This window comes from Corynebacterium neomassiliense, from assembly GCF_900626215.1.
GTDB lineage: Bacteria > Actinomycetota > Actinomycetes > Mycobacteriales > Mycobacteriaceae > Corynebacterium > Corynebacterium neomassiliense.
This window is the reverse complement of sequence record NZ_LR131106.1, coordinates 2,091,561-2,112,219: the sequence shown is the minus strand read 5'-3', so window position 1 is coordinate 2,112,219 and position 20,659 is coordinate 2,091,561. Positions and strand designations below refer to the sequence as shown.

The window sequence follows — 20,659 nt, the reverse complement described above, 5'->3', positions numbered from 1 at the left end:
GCGGCAACACTGAGTATCTCCTCTGTACATCCTCTCCCGGAGCGTCAGCGGCAGACCCCCGTCGACTCCCGTTCGACAAGCTCAACAGGCAGTACGGTAGAAGTCGGCATCTCACCGGTCTCCAGCCAGTCGAGAAGCGAGGTGACCGCTACCTTCCCCATCTCCTCCGTATTCTGTCGGATGGTTGTCAGCCCCGGGGTGACCAGTTCCGCCAACTCGATGTCGTCGACGCCGATGACCGACACCTCGGCAGGGATACTCTTCCCGTGGTCCCGGAGACACCGGACAGCACCGACGGCCAGACTGTCGTTCGCTGCGAAGACCGAGGTGAAATCAATACCGTTCGCCAGTGCATCTGCAGTCAGACGGTACCCCGATTCGATGTCGAAGCTCCCGTAGAAGACAATCGCGTTGTTGAACGACTGCCGAAAGCCCTGCACCCGTTCCACCTGGGACTTCAGGCCCTGTGGACCGGCAATGACGATAGGGCGGGTATGTCCCAGGGCGGCGAGGTGTTCACCGGCGATCTGCCCGGCCCGGAGGTTGTCGGAAACAACCGAGGGCACCGGCAGGGTGGGCATCTGCTCGTCAACAAGGACCACAGGGCCTTCATTCACCAGCCGGGTGAGGTCCTGTCCCGGGATCATGTCACGTGATCCGGTGTACAGGAGCCCGTCGACCGCCCGAGCCCTCACCAGAGAGAAGTACCGGGATTCTCGTCTGGGATCAGAGTCCGCGGTACTGCTGACGAGAAGCCCGTATCCACGCCGATCCGCCTCCTCTTCTGCTCCACGGGCGATACTGCCGAAGTAGGACTGGGAGATATCCGGCACCGCGAGCGCGAGGATTCTGCTGCGACCGGACTTCAGACGGCGTCCCGCGGAATCGGGTACGTACCCGAGTTCTTCGACGATGCGCATGATGCGCGCAGCAGTCTCCGGTCGCACCGCCCGCTTCCCGGAGAGAGTATGGGACACGGTCGTCACGCTGACGCCGGCCACCCTGGCGATGTCCTGCATTGTCCACTGCCGTCCCCAGCTCCTGTCCATAGGTGACACCATACCCTGACACTGTTTGCCAACCGATTTGCGCATGCCTCCGCAGTGTCGTCCGGTACCTCCAGCAGGCAGGAGCGAAAAGAGCCCTAAGCATCTGTTACACGTGCGGTAGAGGGATGAAACAGTCGAGAAACCTACAGTCCATAGCGTCGTGAGCTCAAGGTGCAAAACGGTTTGTCTAATCGATGGACGGACTTCAGCACACCGCAAGAACACACCTCAGGAGTTCCCGTGTCCCACTTCAGTTACCGACCCAGAAGCAACCACGTACTGCGGGTCAACGCCCTCATGGCAGCAGCTGTGTCAACGTCACTGGCACTTGTCGGCTGTTCCGTATCCGATGACGACGGATCATCCGACCCTGACGTCGAGAAGATCACGCTCCAGACCTCCTGGGTACCGCTCGTCCAGTTCGGCGGCAGCTACATCGCAGACAACAAAGGCTATTACGAGGACAACGGAGTAGACGTCGACATCCGCCCGGGCGGCCCCGACGTGGACGCCATGTCAGCAGTAGTCTCAGGGCAAGCAGACATCGGTATGGGCAATGCAGATACCGTCGCGCATGCCAACGCTGAGGGTGCTGACCTGGTCATTGTCGCTGCAGGATTCCAGAAGAATCCGTTGTCACTGTTGTCCTCCCCTGACAATCCGATAACCACCCCCAAGGACATGGAGGGCAAGAGGATCGGAGTCCCGTCCGGTGACGAGACCGCACAGGAAGCTCTTATAGCTCGCAACGGAGTGGATGCCTCGAAAGTCACCACAGTCCCTGCCAGTTTCGATATCGCTCCACTGACCTCCGGCGAAGTGGACGGTCTGTGGGTCTTCTACGCTGAACAACCGGTCTCCTACCTGGAAGCGACCGGCCACGAGGGCACCGTGATGATGACCTCAGACTTCGGTTTCGACGTGTATTCACAGGTGTACGCCGTCAAACGTGACAGCCTCACCGACCAGGCGAAGCGCGAGGCCATCACCGGTTTCCTCAAAGGGGAGATACAGGGCTGGCAGGACTACGTCAATGACCCTGCAGAAGCCGTTGACCTCACGGTCAACGACTACGCCAAGGACAGTGGTCTTTCGGTGGAGAACCAGACTGAGCAGGCGAAACGTCAGATGGACCTCCTCGTCACACCAGACACCAGGAAACTTGGACTGCTGCAGATGACTGACGAGGGAATTGCCAAGAACGTCACTTCGCTGACGGCACTCGGCATCGACGGTGTTTCCTCAGACATGTTCGACACCTCCGTGCTCAAAGACGTGTACGCCGACGGGGGAGCGACGGTGGCGGACAGTGCCGACGGCACAGAAACAGATCCCTCATGACCCCCGCCGCAGAAGCAGTGGAGCGCACCGCCGACAGAGGCACGCGGAACGTAGCCACCGGCATAGACCTTCACGGCGTCTCCAAGGTGTACGGTGACGCGCACAAAGCTGTTCACGCCCTCGACGAGGTGACCTTGACCGCCGACCGTGGATCGTTCACAGCACTTCTGGGGCCTTCCGGTTGCGGGAAATCGACAATCCTCCGCATTCTGGCGGACCTGGACCAACCCAGCTCAGGCACCGTCACCATTCACGGAGAACCCCCCGGAGACATTCGCCGTTCACACCAGCTGGGTCTGGCACTGCAGGATCCTTCCCTGCTGCCCTGGCGGTCCGTCCGTGACAATATCCGGCTTCCCGGCCAGGTCATGCACATGCCCGTCCCCTCTGACAGGGTCGACGGACTCATCGAGATGATCGGGCTGAAGGGTTTCGAGAAGGCCCGCCCCGGAGAGTTGTCCGGCGGAATGCGACAGCGCGTCGCTATCGCACGGGCCATTGTCACCCACCCTGAGATCCTGCTGCTCGACGAGCCCTTCGGCGCTCTCGACGAGATCACACGACAGCGGATGAACATTGAGTTGCAGCGACTCTGGTCAGATACCGGGGCGACAGCGCTGCTGGTGACCCATTCAGTCTCGGAGGCCGCTTTTCTGGCTGACCGGGTGATAATCATGTCCCCTCGACCCGGTCGGATCATCGGTGACATTCCGGTGGAGCTTCCGCGCCCGAGGACGCGGGAGATGCTCAGCACCCCGGATTTCCACGCGATCTGTGACCACCTCAGTGCGGTGCTGTACTCGGGCACTGACTCAGACGGGACAGCTGCAGGGGATACGCCGTGACAGCCGTAATCAACTCTCCAGAAACAATGACGTCAATCTCCCCCGCCCTGCAGCGGGACCTGGACCTGCAGCGCAGACATGCCCGCCGTGAGACGCTCTCGGGATGGGGTGTCACTGCCCTGGTCTCCGTACTCTGCCTCGTCATCTGGCAGATGGCTGCCCAGTTCGGGCTCTCTGACCTCGGTGTGATTGCCTCCCCGACGGAGATTATCTCCGAGATCATGCAGAATTCGTCGCTCTACCTGCGCAATGCCCGGCTCACCGTCACTGTCGCTCTACTGGGCTGGCTGTGGGGCAACCTCGCCGCAATTGTTGTCGCCGTTCTCTTTGTCCAGGTACCCGTGCTGGAGTCACTCTTCATGCGCCTGGCTGTGACGTTGTTCTGCCTTCCACTCGTCGCGGTCAACCCGATCCTCCAGCTCACATTCGACCTTGACACTGCACGGGTCATCCTGGCCGCCCTGGCGGTCTTCTTCACCACACTTGTCGGAACGATGCTGGGACTCCGTTCCGCTGACGGGAACCCGATGACGATGATCTCGGCCTGGGGCGGTGGACGCCTGTCTGCCCTGCGTTACGTCCGGATCCCGTCCGGAACGCCTGCGATACTCACCGGACTCCAGGTCGGCGTTCCCGCGGCAGTTCTCGGTGCGATCTTCTCCGAGTTCATCGGAGCGAAGTCGGGCCTCGGCGTCCTGCTGGTCAACGGACTGATGTCCCAGAACCTGCCACAGGTGTGGAGCGTCGCTGTCATCGTGACTGTGGTCTCGGTGATCCCCTATGTCCTCCTCGGTTGGGCCCGCAGGAAGATGACACCTTGGTCGACGTCGATGTCCTCTTCTCCACCGGCACCGCGTTCCACCGCAGGTTCCCGGGGCACGAGGTGGACTGTCGGCGCCCTGTGGACTCTGGCATCGCTGGCTGTCATCATCGCCGCCTGGTATCTCTATCTGGCAGTCTTCCAGGTCTCCCCGTTCGTCGGAAAGAACGCCGGAGATGTTGTCGAGTACCTTTTCACCAGTCCGGACGCCGCTGTTCAGCGCTCCGAAGTCTTCACTGCACTGGGGACAACCGCGGTTCATGCAGGGGTCGGCTATGTCACTGGTCTGATTTCCGGGGTCGTTGCCGCCACACTCTTCGTCACCTATCCGATAGTGGAACGGGTCTTCACCCCGGTTGCCCTGGCACTGCGCTCTGTCCCCATCATCGTCCTCATTCCGATTCTCATCCTCGCCTTCGGTCGCGGAATGTGGGGCGTGGTCGTCATCACCGCGATCGTCACGTTCTTCCCGACCATGGCGAACACCCAGACCGGGCTCCAGCAGGTGTCCGACGACGGTATGACCCTGATGCGCAGCTACAACGCATCGGTAATGACCCGGTTGTTCCGGCTGCAGCTGCCCTCATCGCTTCCCTCGATCTTTGCCTCCGCAAGAATCGCAGCACCCAACGCCATTCTGGCAGCGACTCTCGCCGAATGGCTCGCCACCGGTGACGGGCTCGGCCATTTCATCGTCATTTCCCGGTCACACACCGACTACACGGGGCTGTGGGCCGCAGCCGCAGTACTCACCTGCGCGTCACTTGTCTTCTACGCCCTGGTCTCCGCCGCAGAGCGTCTGGTCCTGGACCGGTTCTCTCCCGGCCGCACCAGCTAGTTGCGCCCCCATCACCCAATGAAAGGAACTTCCCGTGGCCACACCCCACATATCCGCCGAACCCGGCGACTTTGCGCCTGACGTTCTCATGCCCGGCGACCCGTACCGGGCACGGCATATCGCCGAAACCTTCTTCGACGACGCCGAACTCGTCACCGAAGTCCGCGGCATACTCGGCTACACCGGCACCTACCAGGGTCGACCAGTCTCCGTCATGGCCTCTGGGATGGGTATCCCTTCCATCACGATCTATGCCACTGAACTGGCCCGCTTTTACGCGGTGAAGCGCATCATCCGGGTAGGCACAGTCGGAGCCATCGACCCAGACCTGCAGATCGGCGACGTCGTCGCTGCGTCGAGTGCCCACACGAACTCATCACTGAGTTCCTCTGTGGTACCCGGTGTCACGCTGAGCTCGGCGCCGAGCTTCTCACTGCTGCGCAGAGCCGTCGAATACGGCGACCGTTCCGGGAAACCCATCAAGGTAGGCCCGGTGTTCACCTCCGACCTCTTCTACGGCGGCGGCACCGACGTGATTCCCGGGCTCCTGGAGATCGGGACTCTCGGGGTGGAGATGGAAGCCGCCGGCCTTTACACCGTCGCCATGCGGGAACACATTGAAGCGCTGATGCTCGGCACCATCAGTGACAAGCCCGGAAACGACATGACCGCCCACGAGCGGGAGACCATTTTCGCTGACGTCGTCAACTTCGCACTGGAGGCTCTGGCATGAACTCCACTCTCAACGGCTATCCCCGTTGGTCCGGTGACAACGAACCCTGGGGCGCGTTTCCCAAGGTTTCGCTCCACGACCATTTGGACGGTTCGCTTCGCCCGGAAACCCTGATCGAACTCTCTGAGAGCACCGGTGCTGAACTGCCGTACACCGACCCCGGGATGCTCTACGGTTGGCTCTCCGGTGAGATCACCGAACCACCGGTGAAACACTGGGACGACAAGTTCGCTCTCACCACTTCAGTGATGCAGACGGAGGAGAACATCGCGAGAATCGCTCGCGAGTGGGTCCTTGAGGCTGCCGCTGACGGCGTCCTCTACGGCGAAGTGCGCTGGGCCCCGGAGAAGCACACTCTCGGTGGTCTACCACTTACTGTCGCGATAGGAGCGGTCGCCACCGGACTCCGTCAGGGTGAGGACGAGGTCTCAGCCGCAGGGGGGAGAATCCGTGCACGTCAGCTCCTGTGCGGAATGCGGTCATCTACGCTGAGCTTTGAGATCGCCCGTACCCTCGTCAAGGTCTACCGGTCCTGGGGTGACAGCATTGCAGGATTCGACATCGCAGGCCCGGAGGACGGCTTCCCGATCAGGGATCACCTGGACGCAACGACCCTTCTCGACCGGGAGGAGATACCGGTGACCGTCCACACCGGCGAACACGAGGGGCCGCACAGCGTATGGGAGACCGTCCACCTGGCGCATGCCCAGCGACTGGGCCACGGTGCCCGAATCATCGAAGACGTCACCCTCAACGGTCGGCCGCTCAACACCCGCACCGCCGTACGTGAGGTGGCAGCCGCCCGGGAAGCCGGCGATGCCGTCCTGCAACTGGGAAGAACAGCACAGTGGGTGGTGGACCGAGGGATCCCGTTGGAGATGTGTGTGTCATCGAACTCGAAAGGAACCGTTGTAGACGGTATCCCCGACCACCCTATTGACCTTCTACGGGAACTCGGGTTCACCCTCACCGTGAATCCAGACAACCGAGGTATGTCCCAGACAAACATCAGCGTGGAATTCCGACGGATCGCGGAAGCTTTCGGATGGGGCATCGAAGAATTCACGTGGGCGGAGCTCAATGCCGTAGAGGCAGCATTCCTGAGCAGGGCGGAGAAAGATCAGCTGCGTGAAGATGTACTGCAGAGGATCCGAGAGTTCTCTCTACCCTGAGGCCGAAGCTGCGCTTATGCTCCGTGGACGCACCGAGCACTCAAAGCCTTTCAAGGGCTGATTCCGGGGATCTGGTCTGCAAACCGAGTACAACGCCAGATGTCTTTCCGTGCACGAAGAGGAGCAACCGGCCGACGTCGCCGTCGGGCCTTCCCCATTGGAGTCATCCCCGCTCGCGCGGGGAGCACGCCTTCCAGAAGTTCCGGAACCCCTCGACCTTGGGATCATCCCCGCTCGCGCGGGGAGCACCGGCACGCGGATCGGTTGGCGAAGGCGCTCGAGGGATCATCCCCGCTCGCGCGGGGAGCACTCGGTGGTGCGGAACGCTGTCGAGTTGTAGCTGGGATCATCCCCGCTCGCGCGGGGAGCACTTACGCCCGGCGCGCCACAGATACTTGATGGCGGGATCATCCCCGCTCGCGCGGGGAGCACCCGCGTCCTCCCTGGCCTCATCGACGACCCCTAGGATCATCCCCGCTCGCGCGGGGAGCACGAATACAGCGACGGAAGATCACGCCGGAACTGGGGATCATCCCCGCTCGCGCGGGGAGCACAGTGTGCCCACCGGGGTGACGAGAATGTGCTGGGGATCATCCCCGCTCGCGCGGGGAGCACCGATTATGGTGTTCGATTGTTCGGGTCGGGTGGGGATCATCCCCGCTCGCGCGGGGAGCACACCATTCCGAGCTCTTGGAGGGCGCGGACCGGGGGATCATCCCCGCTCGCGCGGGGAGCACGCGATCACCGCGAGGGTGGTGAACCCGGTGGTGGGATCATCCCCGCTCGCGCGGGGAGCACGCGCAGTCTGTTGTGCAGTCTCTGTCCCCGAAGGGATCATCCCCGCTCGCGCGGGGAGCACCCGGACATCCACGGGTCTTCATCCTGCTGCGCGGGATCATCCCCGCTCGCGCGGGGAGCACGCGTACCTCCGCAACGTCGGCCAGCAGATGGGCGGATCATCCCCGCTCGCGCGGGGAGCACTACATTTCCGGGGGCATGTACGCCGGTGACGCGGGATCATCCCCGCTCGCGCGGGGAGCACACCTGGTGGCCACGGAAGTCGAACGGGGTGATGGGATCATCCCCGCTCGCGCGGGGAGCACCTCATTTTCGAGCCGGATACCCTCATCCTCCCGGGATCATCCCCGCTCGCGCGGGGAGCACGAGTGCCCGGGGTTTCCCCCTCTTCGCCCCGGGGGATCATCCCCGCTCGCGCGGGGAGCACCGTGGACTCCGCGTGTCGATGGACCCCCGCCGGGGATCATCCCCGCTCGCGCGGGGAGCACTAAGCAAAGCCCCCCAGACTGCAACGCGTTTGCGGATGATCCCCGCTCGCGCGGGGAGCACTGTCCACCACTTCTCCGCAAATCCCGCAGACTGGGATCATCCCCGCTCGCGCGGGGAGCACGATGGCAGGGGGTCGTCCTCCCACCCGCCGCGGGGATCATCCCCGCTCGCGCGGGGAGCACCGCGTTCGGCGGAGGTTGTTGGTGCGCCTGGTGGGATCATCCCCGCTCGCGCGGGGAGCACGTGATCTTCACCCCCACCTCAGTGACCACCTGCGGATCATCCCCGCTCGCGCGGGGAGCACGCGAGGACTGAGCGGTACATGCCGACGCTCAGGGGATCATCCCCGCTCGCGCGGGGAGCACAGACCAGTGTCCCCCCGATCACCCTTGTCACCCGGATCATCCCCGCTCGCGCGGGGAGCACGTGTCCGGGATCGTCGCGTCCGTCCTCGCCCTGGGATCATCCCCGCTCGCGCGGGGAGCACGAGCAGGATGCGGAGGATGTCGCGGAGCTTGCGGGATCATCCCCGCTCGCGCGGGGAGCACGGATTGGGACAGCGTCACCTACCGGCCCGTGCCCGGATCATCCCCGCTCGCGCGGGGAGCACGTTTCGAGAGCGGTCACGCGTGCGACCAGTGCGGGATCATCCCCGCTCGCGCGGGGAGCACTTGCCGGCGACCGGCTTCTCGTAGTCCGTGGCGGGATCATCCCCGCTCGCGCGGGGAGCACGTGATGACGTTTGAAGCGCTTGCAGCCGTCGCGGGATCATCCCCGCTCGCGCGGGGAGCACAATCTGAGGAGGTCGCAGCGATGAGCAATGTGAGGATCATCCCCGCTCGCGCGGGGAGCACTTCCTGCGGACGAATGAGCAGATGGTGGTGCGGGGATCATCCCCGCTCGCGCGGGGAGCACCAACGAGTACGGCACGAACTTCCGGGCCTTGGGGGATCATCCCCGCTCGCGCGGGGAGCACGCGATCGTGTTCCAGGCCTTCAGGATGCCGTTGGGATCATCCCCGCTCGCGCGGGGAGCACTGTCTGGGTGCCCGTGCTCGCCAGCATGAAGGGGGATCATCCCCGCTCGCGCGGGGAGCACGGGTGGTGTGCCCGTCACGTGAGGGGGGTGGGGGATCATCCCCGCTCGCGCGGGGAGCACACCTCCGAAAGTGTCTGGAAGAATGTCCGGGCGGGATCATCCCCGCTCGCGCGGGGAGCACGGGCAAGAACTTGCCGCACTGACTGGGAAGACGGGATCATCCCCGCTCGCGCGGGGAGCACGGGAACAACTACCCGATCGCGTTCGTGTGGGCGGGATCATCCCCGCTCGCGCGGGGAGCACCATTTCTTTGAGGTCGTCGCGGATAGATCGGAGGGATCATCCCCGCTCGCGCGGGGAGCACTGTCGTCCTCCTGGACTCTGTGGCTTCGGGCGGGGATCATCCCCGCTCGCGCGGGGAGCACTCGTCGGTCACACAACGGCGTACGTATTCGTAGGGATCATCCCCGCTCGCGCGGGGAGCACCTGGCCCCGATCCTCTCCGGTGTCATCAAGGGGGGATCATCCCCGCTCGCGCGGGGAGCACGTGAATGCGTGGATCATCGCCGGGGTGGACCCGGGATCATCCCCGCTCGCGCGGGGAGCACTTTCCACGTCATCGACGTCTGGGACGGAGGGTGGGATCATCCCCGCTCGCGCGGGGAGCACGTGGCGAGGATGACACGGGCAGCGGTGTATGCGGGATCATCCCCGCTCGCGCGGGGAGCACACCGGCACATCCCACCCATGCACCAACCACCCGGGATCATCCCCGCTCGCGCGGGGAGCACGCTGGCCTGTCGAAGAACCAGCGAACCGAGCTGGGATCATCCCCGCTCGCGCGGGGAGCACACCGCGTGATCATCGGCAGTAGCGGTGCCGACCGGATCATCCCCGCTCGCGCGGGGAGCACCTGCAGGCCGTCGGCCTCGCCGGGCACCCGGTGGGATCATCCCCGCTCGCGCGGGGAGCACGCAATGCGCGAGTTGGAGCACCGCGGCCAGCCGGGATCATCCCCGCTCGCGCGGGGAGCACCCCCGTATCTCTCACCGGAGTTCCAGGATTCAGGGATCATCCCCGCTCGCGCGGGGAGCACCGTGACCTCCTGGTCCGGTCGGTTGCTGCCCAGGGATCATCCCCGCTCGCGCGGGGAGCACGATCCGATCCTCCCACCCGGTGACCCACGGGACGGATCATCCCCGCTCGCGCGGGGAGCACCCGTGGTGGTATCCGCTACCCGGTCGATCCCGACGGATCATCCCCGCTCGCGCGGGGAGCACCTGGAAGACCTGTCGGTCGACCAGATCCCCGAGGGATCATCCCCGCTCGCGCGGGGAGCACATGGTGGACAAGAAGAAGCTGCAGCGGGTGACGGGATCATCCCCGCTCGCGCGGGGAGCACGAGAGAGCATCCCACGCCGGCTTGATCACATTGGGATCATCCCCGCTCGCGCGGGGAGCACTCTTCGAGCACTTTCGCCACCTCTGACCCACGGGGATCATCCCCGCTCGCGCGGGGAGCACGCTGGCACGGCGGCGGGTGAGGTGCGCGGCGAGGGATCATCCCCGCTCGCGCGGGGAGCACTGTCCTCCTCGGGGACTCTGTGGCTTCGGGCGGGGATCATCCCCGCTCGCGCGGGGAGCACGAACAGCATTGTTTCCGGGTCGAGTGCTTCCAGGGATCATCCCCGCTCGCGCGGGGAGCACCGGGCATGGATGGGTGACGACGAGTACGACAAGGGATCATCCCCGCTCGCGCGGGGAGCACGAACTGCCACGGCCCTTGTTCCGTGCTCGAGTGGGATCATCCCCGCTCGCGCGGGGAGCACAAGCTGTTAAAGACTTCCGGGTGTGATGGTCCGGGATCATCCCCGCTCGCGCGGGGAGCACTGGTCGTGGCACCGGTGGCAAATGTGCCCCAGGGGATCATCCCCGCTCGCGCGGGGAGCACTGAGTGGTATCCGGGTCGCGGTTCGGGACGATGGGATCATCCCCGCTCGCGCGGGGAGCACGGCACGGCTGGAGGTGCTGACCGCCTCGGAGCGGGATCATCCCCGCTCGCGCGGGGAGCACCGGACCGCCCTGTTCACCCTGATCAGCGCGTTCGGATCATCCCCGCTCGCGCGGGGAGCACTTCCAGTCTGCGGATCGGGAGTTCGACAGGGCGGGATCATCCCCGCTCGCGCGGGGAGCACACTCGCTGATCAGCACGTTTTCGATCCCTGTCAGCGATTTTACATCACTTGCGTCGACGGCCGGCCTTGCGCATACGCGACGCCCTGGACCACCCAGCTTTCATCGCACTCTTCTCCGTCGTGACTGGACGTTTCATCAGTGTCAGTCCCTCAATGTCCGTCGGCACCCACTCACCGCGGTGGACCTTCACGATGAACCCCTGCTCATTTTTCGATGTCGGATATGTCAAGACCGCCCGTCCCGATTCCATCTCGCTGATCACGAGCAGCCATAATTCGTCACGGACGCGTGCACTGACACGTCCGACATACACCCCTGGGCTCACCTCCATCAGCCACCGAGTGAGATGGCCACGGAGTTTCGCTGGAGATGCGGACAGCACAAGGGTCATCATGACCGAGATGCCTCCTCATCCTCTGGGCCCTCGCCGTAGTTCATGCCGCCCACAACGTTGCGGGTCCGGTCGTCCCAGAGATTGACGACATCCGCCCACAGATCCTCCTCACCCGCTTCGTTCTTCTCATCCACGAGCAGCACCGCGATATCGTGGGCGATACGCTCCGAAAGGCGGAGTTCCTTGATCCTGTCCCGGACGGCCCGACGAGTGACGCCGGCAATGTCTGCGAAATCAGCTGCGCCATCATCCTGCAGCTTTTTCACGATGTCAAAGGCAACCGGGATCGTACATTCAGCTTTGTAGAGGTCTGCGACGTCATATACGAAGGCCCTGTCATGTCCCGTGTGCACAAATCCCAGCCCCGGACTGCATCCGAGAGCAGTGATCACGGCGTGGGACAGACCGTAGAGCGCAGCATGGGCTGCAGACAATGCCTGATTAATAGGATCACCGGTACTGAAATCATTCGGGTCATAGGTCCGACGAGTCCATTCCACACCAGTGGAATCGGCACATTCCCGGTAGATCTTCCTGACCCTGGCGCCTTCTTTACCTCGGAGTTGCTGCATTGTCAGACCAGAAGTGTCCTCGCCCGGGAACCTCATAGCGTACATTTCCCGGGCGACGGCCAGCCTGCTCCTGGTATTCGAGACTTTCTTCGCCTGTGCTTCCAGCAGTTTCGTGGAACGAGCGATCGACCGTCCGTGGGCGTAATAACGGACGCCTTCCTCACCGACCCAGACCAGCGAACATCCGGCATCAGCCACCACGGTCACCGCCTGATGGGTCAGTCTGGTACCCGGACCGAGCAACAGTACGCTGAGCGAGGCCACCGGGACATGGATGACGCCGGTGTCGTCAGTTGCGGTCAGTGCGCCCCCGTCGCGTCCCAGGGTGCAGTGTTCCAGGTAAAGGAAACTGACCCGGTCAGTGACCCTGGCAAGTTGTCGGGGTGTAGACGGGAGCATTCCGCCGTTCACGTGCCGACCTTCGCCAGGGTCAGCAGGCCACAGCCGTACGCCTTCGCTTTACCGATACCGGAGGTCAGGGTCTTCTCCAGCAGATCACGGTCAGTGACCTCCAGAAGCCCCTGGTACGAAACACGGACCAGGGTGACTTTCCTGCCTTTCCGGTCAAAGACCAGGTGCTCACTCCCGGTGACGGTCGCGGCTACCGCGTCCTCCTCACCGAGGAACCTCACACCCATGGCTTCCTGCCTGTCGAGCAGCCACTGCAACTGGTACTCGGGCTTCTGGTGAACGCGACGTTTCTTCACCCCGCCTTCAGTGACGATGTGGACGGGATTGGCGACAAGGCGGAATGCGTACTGCTGCCCCTTCATCAGCTGACCGGTCAGCCGGGAGTAGTCCCGGGTCTCCCAGGTCTGCTGTTGCGACCACCCAGCCTGCTCCTGAAGGTGTTCGAAGGACGGGACAGCGGGGCTCAGCATCCACAAGGCGGTCTTCTCATCGCTACGGTCGATGCTCCACAGGACCCGACCATCGTCTGACACAGCATCAGTACCCGGGGGGAATGAAGACAGCACGGCCGCATGCATCATCTCCGGATTCGCCAGCAGGGCACGGCAGTGCCGCCGCTGCGGATTCAGGTACATCCGAGACAGGTACATCGTCAGATTCCTCCAAGGAGTGTGAACGGGTCATGCTGATCAAGGTCATAGCCGTCGGGGTTATCCATGCTGACCCATTCATGCCGGACGCCACGCAGCTCATAGCGACGGTCACGGGGATCGAAACTCACGGGAGCATCCCGGATCTGTTCATCGGGGACCTCCCCGGCACGGACATCCCGGCTGACCGGTAGGTCGAGGGTTTTCGGCTGCTTTTTCCGGTACCAGGCAGCTGCAAGCCATGGAGCCTGCTTCAACGCATCGACCGGTTCCGCGTCCACGATTCCCCGGGGTATCCGGCCGGCAGGTGGGCAGGAGCGGCGTCCGAGATAGAGCGGGAACTCGGGTGTCCGCAGCGCAGCATCGAGTGTCTCAAGGAGTTCACGGTCCCCGCCGACGGCGACCGTGAACTTGAAGTCCTGCAGGTACCAGCGGTTCGTCAGAGGCTTGGACTTCGGGGCTTTCGGACGCCAGTCGATCTCCGTCTGGAAGTCCCGCAGCAGACTTCCCTGTTGGTCGGTCCGGACGGCGAAAGACAGATCTAGCAGATCAGCAACTGAATCGGTCCGGTAACGGCCCTGGGCGGCAGCGATCATTCCGAGAACGCCGCTCTTCGTAGGGATCTTCTGCGTGGACCGGGTGACGAATCTCCCGGTCACACCCCAGGACTGGAGTGGCCCGTCAAGGGCCAGGACAAGTGTCGGCATCGTTCTCCGCCTACTTGCCGGACTCTTCGCTGACAGCTGCGCCGACCGCGCTGATCAGATCGGGGAAGGATGCTGCGGTGGAACGTCCGTCCAGCGCAGACAGCAGTTCAGGGGTTGATGCCCGCTCGTTCACGAGGAACAGGGACGTTGCCGGCTTTGTTCCGAAATCGCGGTCTCCGTCAACGGCGTACCTGGCGAGCTCAACTGCTGCGGAGGCAAGTGCCGTGCCGTCGTTGGCGACCGGCTTCTCGAAGGCATTCACCAGGGACACGGGCTGATCGGTACGGACCTCCGCGAGGATGAAGTCCGGGCGCGTCCTGTTGGCGAAAGTGTTCTGCTTACCGGTCGGCATTGACAGGCTGAATGCCTGGATGAATGCCTCTACCGCCCGAGCGGCAGCGGTACGGTCGCCGAGGTTCGCAGCCAACGTGTCAATGTCGACGGTGGCGTACCGGTAGAGGGTGGAAGAGACGAATTCCACGGTCCCGATCATGCCGGCGCCGGCATTGTCCTCCGGCGCGTTGTCGTCGACAGCGGTGAAGTAGTCGAACTCCGTGGTTGCCTTGTGGACACTCAGGGCGTGCTCCACCTGGCAGGCAGCGTCGACGTTCAGCTCGGGGGCGTCCGCGAGCATCCGACCGAACAAAGCGATATCCACAGCGGTGGTTCCCACCAGTGCTGCACGGGCGTCCTTCTTCGACAGCTTCTCGTTGCCGTCCGCGAGACCGGCCGCCAGTTCGGCGAAACGCTCGATCTCCTGGCGGGACAGGAAGACCAGGTAGGAGGTCTGGTCGGTGTGCTTCTTGTCCATGGTGATACCGGCGGCCTTGAGAACCTCACCCGCGAACTCCAGCGCCTCTTCCTCGGAGAGCTCCGAACGCAGTCCCCGGAGCTTCTCAGCGACACGGAGCGCACCGTACTTCGTCCGCTCGCCGAGCTGTTCTGCGTCGAGCAGATCGGCGAACCCCTTACGGGCTGCCCGCTTCCAGGCCTGGCTGGAGACGCGGTGCCGTTCGACGCCACCGAACCGGGCGCTCTTCGGTGATCCGGTGTCGTCGCGGTTGATGCAGGACGGAGGGACGAGCTGGAGAATGTGGAGGTCAAGGTAGGTCGTCATGGGTCTGTTTCCTTACGTATGTCAGTTTTCGGAGGATGGGTTGTTGTCGGTGACATCGGAGGCCCCGGGGGCCTCGGGTCGGTAGGTGTAGAAGTCACGTCCCCACCGCAGCCGGACAGCGTCCCGGTACTCGGGCACCGGATAGCTGTAGAGGTCCCGGACCAGTCGGCCGTAGTCCAGGGGAATCCCCTCCGCCCGGAGCTGGGTGATAAGACCGCGGAGGTGCCAGAGCATCTCCTCAAGCGAATCTGCAGTGCTCAGTGCATTGAAGCGCCGGATCAACGGCCCACTGTCCAGGGCATCGGAGCCCCCGGTCCGCTGGTGCAGGATCCGGAGCGACCGTCCGAGGCCCCACCCGGACTGGTGCATCCGCTCGCTCCGGGACTGCTGGTGGACAGCGAAAAGGCAGAGTGCGGTGTGCGCCGCCTGTTCCGCAGGACTCGGCACATCACCGTGTCCGATGAGGTTCTCCGGAAGCCCGCCGAGGGTGATCTCCCAGACCTCAGGGACCGATCCTGCCTGTCTGGTCAGGGCCCGACGAAGTCTCGCCGCCGTCGCTTTCGCCGCAGAGGACTGCTGGTCGACAAGACCGGCCTGGATCCGCTCGACCTTTCCCACGACGTATCTGGCGAGTTCCGTCGCCTTACCCGTCGATGACGTTGTCTGTCCCGTCATGCGTTCTCTCCGTTCTCCGTGTTCCTGCGGGGTTCTTTCCCGAGGCAGTCATTGAGGTTCTTCCGCAGCCAGTCAACCGCTACAGCTCCGGTCACCCGACGGGTGCCGTCCCAGCGTCCCGCCCAGACAGCAGGACCCTGAGCCGTCAACAGGTCATTGGCCAGGTCTGTCGCCGTGGAGCGGGTTTTCCCGGCCCAGCCGGAGAGGGCAGCGTCCCTGTCCGTGTCCGGGCCGAGGCGTCGAAGCCAGACGCGGAATTCGGCGTCCACCCGGGTGTAGAACTCCGCCTGTATCCGGTCGGTGTCCGCGTCATCCTGGTTCCCGGACACGGCAAACGCAATGTTCCTGGCGAACATCCACAGGCATCTGGCGGCGCCGTCCGCAAACTCGACGGCCCGGCGCGCGGTAGCCCGGAGCTGGTCGTTGTCCAGCGCGAGCATCGGCGACTGCACGGTGATCGCGTCTTCGACGATGCCGGCGAAGCTCGACTGCTGAGGGCCGTACTCCATGGAGACCATGCGGATCCGGATGTCCCGGTCATCGGGGAGCACCTCCGCACCGACCAGTTGGCCCACCCATCGGACATTTCCGGCGGGAATCGACTTGTCCACATCGACCTTGGTTCCGTCAACCTTGAAAGTGGTCTTCGGCACATCATTGTTGGGAAGAATCCCGCCCAGTGACCGCCACATGGTGCGGCCGGCGTCCAGGGTCTGCGGCATGTACCTGATCAGCTTCGCCTTCCTGGACTGTGGCTCGCTGAACCGCCACGGGGTCATCGTCTCGATACCTCGCTTGGTGGTGTAGCCGACCGGGTCGCCGTTGGTGATGAGGACGCCGGTCACGGCGTCCTCCTCCCACCGCAGCAACAGACGACGCTGCGGCCAAGTCAGCAGTTCCACCGGTCCGGTTGTCCCGTTCTCGGTCTGCGGTTCAATCCGGTAGCGGGGATCGTCACGGGGGCCGGGACCAACCCCGTCGATCTCCCAGAGCGGCTGGTCCTCGGTTCCCGCCTGTTCCCGATTCGGCACGTAGTTGAGCAGGAGTGTCTCGCGGAGATCTCTTCCCTCCACCATTGTGCCGCCGAGCCAGCCGCACCAGCCGATCCCGATCGGATAGCCTCTGCCGCCTTTGACCCGGTCATCTCCGACAGCACCGGACTTGATGCCGGAGAAATCGAAAGCCATGCAGTGGACCAGCATCTGGGCGGCTTCAGCCGCATCGACAGAAGCCAGTCCGGAGCGCATCGTGTAGAGATCGCCGGTATCCCCGACGTCCGGGAAGAGGATGTCCAGGGACCTCCACTCCCCTTTCGACGTATGCAGGCCGGCCACCTGGAAGAAAGGATGCTCCGCGTCCCGGATGTCGAACCTGTCCTGCCACTGATCGAGGTATCCGGCGACGGCGTCGTCGAGCAGAGTGCCCTGGTCCCACTTCTCCTGCCAGTGTTCGAGCGCATTGTCGAGGTTGCGCCACTTCCTGCTGTCCCACGCCCGGTACAGGATCGCCTCCACCATGCGGAGAACCGCAAAATTCACGGTACCCAGAGGCGCGGCGAACGCCCGGTAGTCGGACGCATCCCGCAACAGTGCCCGGATGCCGACCCTGGACTCGACGCCCTGATGATCGACGACATCGATCCAGGCCTCATCCAGGAGGTTGTAGTGTTCCACCGTCCACCCTCTCTTAAACCTAACGTGTCATTGTCTGTAAGGTAGCGCCAAATCGAGATGCCTGCCACCAGGGGTAGTTGATTGCCACCCCCTAACCTCTTCCGGTAGGTATAGCAGTCCTGCCGGACGACATCCGTGGAGTTCCCCCTCCTGTCGAACACCCGGATGCATGACGCCGCCCCCTGCGAGCTCTCTGGCAGATGACCAGCAGAGGCAGGAGACGGCGACAGTCCCCGCCTAGGCGGGGATCACGACTGCCCTGACAATGACACCGGGCCATCCCCACTCACGCGGGGACCTGGGGCAGTCTGCACCGAGGTTAACAGTGCCTCCAGGACAGGGGATCAACCCTTCACCCGCTCACAGAGCAACCCGAGACGGTCGTCGTACCGCAGCAGCCAGTCCCCGACGCGCTTCTCACCGGACTCGTCAAGGACCAGGGGGAGAACCCCCTTCAACCACGGTGAACTCTGCCAGGACTCCTGTCCGTCCTTCTCCAGCTCATCGAACTGAGCATCGGTGCGCATCACCCACGCCGGCAGTCGGACTGTGCACTGGGCCAGTCGGCGGGCGTACCCGTCATCGATCCCCACAAGCTCGTCGAGGAATACCCCGGCCAGCTCACGGACATGGGGAAGAGCGACAATCCGACCGTCAACACGCTGGGCCACCACAACCTCGACACTGTCGTCAGCATCCCTGACCTGGGCAAGGCCCTCGATCTCTGCGTCACTGGTCGCTGCCACGTTCCAGGTGGACAGATTCCCGTTGTCTGCCTGAGGCAGACGGAACTGCTCCGCTTTCTGCCGTTGCCCGGCCCGGAACTCCTCTTCACGCCGTTCCGCCGCTGACCACACCTCGTCCCACGTCACCGGAGGAACAAGATTCTCCGAGTACGCGGTAGCTACCAGGCCGGCGACATCCTGTGGCGAATCCACGACTCCTCCGGAATCCGCCAGGTGCCGATTCAGCGTGAGCACGGACCGGAGCAGACGGGACCGCCGGTAGACAGCCTCAATGCCGCGGGGGAACTCCGGTGCGACCTCGTCCCCGAATTCCGAACACCCGGTGATGACAAATTTCGCGTCCTTCTTGTCCTGCGGCCGAACACCTGGCGCGAAGTCGTGCCGGTGCAGTCGGCCCATCCGCTGAATCAGCAGGTCGACCGGGGCAGCATCGCTGAACATGAGGTCGAAGTCGAGGTCAAGACCCTGTTCAATGACCTGGGTGGAGATAACCACCCGACCGGGCCGACGTGACGCCTCACCATCCCGGCCGAGAGCTGTCACCAGCTCCTCCTCCAGGGCAGCACGGTGATCAGTGAGGAATCTGGAGTGCAGCAGCGAGAGATTCTCCACTGTCCCGTCGAGCAGGTCGAAAAGCTGTTGCGCTCTGCTGACCGTGTTGCAGATCGCGGCGATGCATCCCCCGGTACGTGCCGCCGCTGCAACGGCGTCCGCCATCTCCTCCAGGTCACCGGGGAGGAACTCGACCCGGGTCCGACGGGTCCGGTCACCGGCGGCCGGAACAACGACACCGGCGGAGGCTCCGGTGACCCAGGTGATCCGCGGATAGGCACTGGAGTCCTCCAGCGCGATGTGGTCGGTGTCGAATGCGCTGGCGCCTGTGGCGTAGGCGTCCACCAGTTCCTGCCGACGCGCCGGAGGCAGGGTGGCGGACAGTGCGATCACCGGGACGCCGTAGACCCCGAGCCATTCCAGGATCCTGGTCAGGTAGACGGTCATGAAGTCATCTGCCGCGTGGATCTCGTCGAGGATGACGACCTTCCCGAACAACCCGAGATGCCGGAGCACCACATGCTTCGACTTCAGGGCCGCGAAAAGAAGCTGGTCTATGGTGCCGATGACCACTGAGGCCAGCAGTCCGGTCTTACGCCCCCGGAACCATGCGTTCGCTTCCGGAGACAGCCCTTCGTCACTGCCGTCGGAACTGTAGACGTTCGTCGGTCGTCCCTGCCCGAAGAGGGAGAGATAGTCCTTGTTGAACTGTGACTTTCCGTGGGCGAGGATCGTCGACACTTCTCCGGTCTCCGGGGAGTGCTCCAGCCAGGTCAGTACCCGATTGAACATCGCGTCGCTGGTGACACGGGTCGGCTGTCCGAAGAAGACGCCGTCCATGCCCAGCCGGTCGGCCCACACGTCAGCGGCCATCAGAGCCGCCTCCGTCTTCCCTCCGCCGGTGGCGTCCTCCACGAGGATCAGACCCGGACCGTCCATCGTTCGGACCGTCTCCACCACCGCTTCCTGCACAGGACGCATCGTCGAACCCGAGGGGAGACTGAAACGTTGCTGGAAGGCTTCAGAATCGACCGGCGACGGCGTCCACCGTCCACCCAGGTTCATCCTGCGCTGACCTTCAATGGCGCGGCGCTCCTGGTCAGTGCCGGAATCACAGCTGTACGGGAAGTTCCACGTACTGGAACCCACCCAGTCCGCGGCGACGAGCAGACCGGTGACCACTGCCTGGTCCGGGATCTCCCAGGACAGTTGTGCGAAGGTATCGATGTCTGCCTGGGTCAGTCCGAGATGCCGGACGCCCAGGTCAAGGAGCCGGAACCTGGCGTCCTTCCATTCCGCCGGTTCATTGACGAGAGGGGCGGGCTTCTTCTCCATGGAGGGGAAGGCACCGTGGTGTCCACCGAGGATGGAGAACCAGGCCCGCTTCACCCGGACACTGGGCTTTCTCGTCGCCCGTGCAGCGAGCCAGTCGACAACGGTATAAGCACTGACCAGGCCATGAGCCATCGCGCGAACTTCCTGGGGAGAGGCGAGTATAGCCGGGTAGCCGGCATTCAGGACCCGTTCGTTCAGCTCGGGCACCTTCCCCTGGAACCAGGGGGATGCCTTGCCGACATCGTGACCCCACGCCACGAACCGGAGGATCTTCCCCAGATCTCCTCCGCACCGTTCCTCGAGCATCCGGAGACGAGCAGGGGGCAGGAGATGCTTTGCCACCGGAAGTGCCACTCCACTCACGTCGGTGAGGTGCTGCCGCAGGGACAGTGATCCCGAAGTCTTGCGGTCAAACTTGGCCCAGAACACGTCCAGACTCAAGGTTTCCGTTTCATTCATGCCGACAAGCTAAACAAGCGCACAGGACAGGGCGCCTGCAGCAACGAGC

Annotated in this window: 14 protein-coding genes and 1 CRISPR repeat array; of the genes, 5 read left to right on the top strand and 9 right to left on the bottom strand. The window is 63.9% G+C overall.

Annotated features, from left to right (window positions below):
* Window positions 1-44 precede the first annotated feature (44 nt).
* Window positions 45-1,049, bottom strand: a complete 1,005-nt coding sequence (locus tag E0E18_RS09300) for a LacI family DNA-binding transcriptional regulator (RefSeq protein WP_161972265.1) — start codon at window positions 1,047-1,049, stop codon at window positions 45-47.
* Between the two features lie 297 nt (window positions 1,050-1,346).
* On the opposite strand from E0E18_RS09300, the gene E0E18_RS09295 reads away from it, so the two are divergent.
* Genes E0E18_RS09295 through E0E18_RS09275 form a run of 5 tightly spaced genes read left to right on the top strand, consistent with a single transcriptional unit; the run spans window position 1,347 to window position 6,798 of the window.
* On the top strand, window positions 1,347-2,390 hold the full coding sequence (locus E0E18_RS09295; protein WP_130840446.1) for an ABC transporter substrate-binding protein: 1,044 nt from the start codon (window positions 1,347-1,349) through the stop codon (window positions 2,388-2,390).
* Complete coding sequence (locus E0E18_RS09290) at window positions 2,387-3,235, top strand: ABC transporter ATP-binding protein (RefSeq protein WP_130840444.1); 849 nt, start codon at window positions 2,387-2,389, stop codon at window positions 3,233-3,235. Before E0E18_RS09295 ends, E0E18_RS09290 begins: the two co-directional genes overlap by 4 nt.
* A gap of 26 nt (window positions 3,236-3,261) precedes the next feature.
* Window positions 3,262-4,893: an ABC transporter permease gene (locus E0E18_RS09285; protein ID WP_130840442.1), complete on the top strand. Its 1,632-nt coding sequence runs from the start codon at window positions 3,262-3,264 to the stop codon at window positions 4,891-4,893.
* A 34-nt stretch (window positions 4,894-4,927) separates the two neighbouring features.
* Window positions 4,928-5,626 carry a purine-nucleoside phosphorylase gene (deoD, locus tag E0E18_RS09280; RefSeq protein ID WP_130840440.1) on the top strand — a complete coding sequence of 233 codons (699 nt, stop codon included), beginning with the start codon at window positions 4,928-4,930 and terminating at the stop codon, window positions 5,624-5,626.
* Complete coding sequence (locus tag E0E18_RS09275; RefSeq protein WP_130840438.1) at window positions 5,623-6,798, top strand: adenosine deaminase family protein; 1,176 nt, start codon at window positions 5,623-5,625, stop codon at window positions 6,796-6,798. Before deoD ends, E0E18_RS09275 begins: the two co-directional genes overlap by 4 nt.
* Window positions 6,799-6,957: 159 nt before the next feature.
* A CRISPR array of direct repeats spans window positions 6,958-11,318; the repeat unit is 29 nt; unit sequence GGGATCATCCCCGCTCGCGCGGGGAGCAC.
* A gap of 44 nt (window positions 11,319-11,362) precedes the next feature.
* On the opposite strand, the gene cas2e is transcribed toward E0E18_RS09275, so the two are convergent.
* From cas2e to cas3, 8 genes are all read right to left on the bottom strand, one after another.
* Window positions 11,363-11,713 carry a type I-E CRISPR-associated endoribonuclease Cas2e gene (gene cas2e / locus E0E18_RS09270; RefSeq protein ID WP_130840436.1) on the bottom strand — a complete coding sequence of 117 codons (351 nt, stop codon included), beginning with the start codon at window positions 11,711-11,713 and terminating at the stop codon, window positions 11,363-11,365.
* Window positions 11,710-12,684, bottom strand: a complete 975-nt coding sequence (gene cas1e / locus E0E18_RS09265) for a type I-E CRISPR-associated endonuclease Cas1e (RefSeq protein WP_237559719.1) — start codon at window positions 12,682-12,684, stop codon at window positions 11,710-11,712. The genes cas2e and cas1e overlap by 4 nt, the downstream gene beginning before the upstream one ends.
* Window positions 12,685-12,692: 8 nt before the next feature.
* Window positions 12,693-13,346 carry a type I-E CRISPR-associated protein Cas6/Cse3/CasE gene (gene cas6e / locus E0E18_RS09260; protein WP_130840431.1) on the bottom strand — a complete coding sequence of 218 codons (654 nt, stop codon included), beginning with the start codon at window positions 13,344-13,346 and terminating at the stop codon, window positions 12,693-12,695.
* A gap of 2 nt (window positions 13,347-13,348) precedes the next feature.
* Window positions 13,349-14,053, bottom strand: coding sequence for a type I-E CRISPR-associated protein Cas5/CasD (gene cas5e / locus E0E18_RS09255; protein ID WP_066587080.1), 705 nt, complete (start codon window positions 14,051-14,053; stop codon window positions 13,349-13,351).
* Window positions 14,054-14,063: 10 nt separating this feature from the next.
* Entirely contained in the window at window positions 14,064-15,170 is a 1,107-nt protein-coding gene (cas7e, locus tag E0E18_RS09250) for a type I-E CRISPR-associated protein Cas7/Cse4/CasC (RefSeq protein ID WP_130840429.1), read from the bottom strand.
* A gap of 21 nt (window positions 15,171-15,191) precedes the next feature.
* Window positions 15,192-15,845 (bottom strand): type I-E CRISPR-associated protein Cse2/CasB, encoded by a 654-nt coding sequence (casB, locus tag E0E18_RS09245; RefSeq protein WP_130840427.1) that lies wholly within the window; start codon window positions 15,843-15,845, stop codon window positions 15,192-15,194.
* Entirely contained in the window at window positions 15,842-17,518 is a 1,677-nt protein-coding gene (gene casA / locus E0E18_RS09240) for a type I-E CRISPR-associated protein Cse1/CasA (protein ID WP_130840425.1), read from the bottom strand. Before casA ends, casB begins: the two co-directional genes overlap by 4 nt.
* Before the next feature lie 344 nt (window positions 17,519-17,862).
* Window positions 17,863-20,610: a CRISPR-associated helicase Cas3' gene (gene cas3 / locus E0E18_RS09235; protein WP_237559718.1), complete on the bottom strand. Its 2,748-nt coding sequence runs from the start codon at window positions 20,608-20,610 to the stop codon at window positions 17,863-17,865.
* Window positions 20,611-20,659 lie beyond the last annotated feature (49 nt).

What these genes read in the sequence shown, in the direction of transcription:
- E0E18_RS09300 (WP_161972265.1), bottom strand. Translation starts at nt 1,049, where the DNA reads ATGGACAGGAGCTGGGGACGGCAGTGGACAATGCAGGACATCGCCAGG.
- E0E18_RS09295 (WP_130840446.1), top strand. Translation starts at nt 1,347, where the DNA reads ATGGCAGCAGCTGTGTCAACGTCACTGGCACTTGTCGGCTGTTCCGTA.
- E0E18_RS09290 (WP_130840444.1), top strand. Translation starts at nt 2,387, where the DNA reads ATGACCCCCGCCGCAGAAGCAGTGGAGCGCACCGCCGACAGAGGCACG.
- E0E18_RS09285 (WP_130840442.1), top strand. Translation starts at nt 3,262, where the DNA reads ATGACGTCAATCTCCCCCGCCCTGCAGCGGGACCTGGACCTGCAGCGC.
- E0E18_RS09275 (WP_130840438.1), top strand. Translation starts at nt 5,623, where the DNA reads ATGAACTCCACTCTCAACGGCTATCCCCGTTGGTCCGGTGACAACGAA.
- cas2e (WP_130840436.1), bottom strand. Translation starts at nt 11,713, where the DNA reads ATGATGACCCTTGTGCTGTCCGCATCTCCAGCGAAACTCCGTGGCCAT.
- cas1e (WP_237559719.1), bottom strand. Translation starts at nt 12,684, where the DNA reads ATGCTCCCGTCTACACCCCGACAACTTGCCAGGGTCACTGACCGGGTC.
- cas6e (WP_130840431.1), bottom strand. Translation starts at nt 13,346, where the DNA reads ATGTACCTGTCTCGGATGTACCTGAATCCGCAGCGGCGGCACTGCCGT.
- cas5e (WP_066587080.1), bottom strand. Translation starts at nt 14,053, where the DNA reads ATGCCGACACTTGTCCTGGCCCTTGACGGGCCACTCCAGTCCTGGGGT.
- cas7e (WP_130840429.1), bottom strand. Translation starts at nt 15,170, where the DNA reads ATGACGACCTACCTTGACCTCCACATTCTCCAGCTCGTCCCTCCGTCC.
- casB (WP_130840427.1), bottom strand. Translation starts at nt 15,845, where the DNA reads ATGACGGGACAGACAACGTCATCGACGGGTAAGGCGACGGAACTCGCC.
- cas3 (WP_237559718.1), bottom strand. Translation starts at nt 20,610, where the DNA reads ATGAATGAAACGGAAACCTTGAGTCTGGACGTGTTCTGGGCCAAGTTT.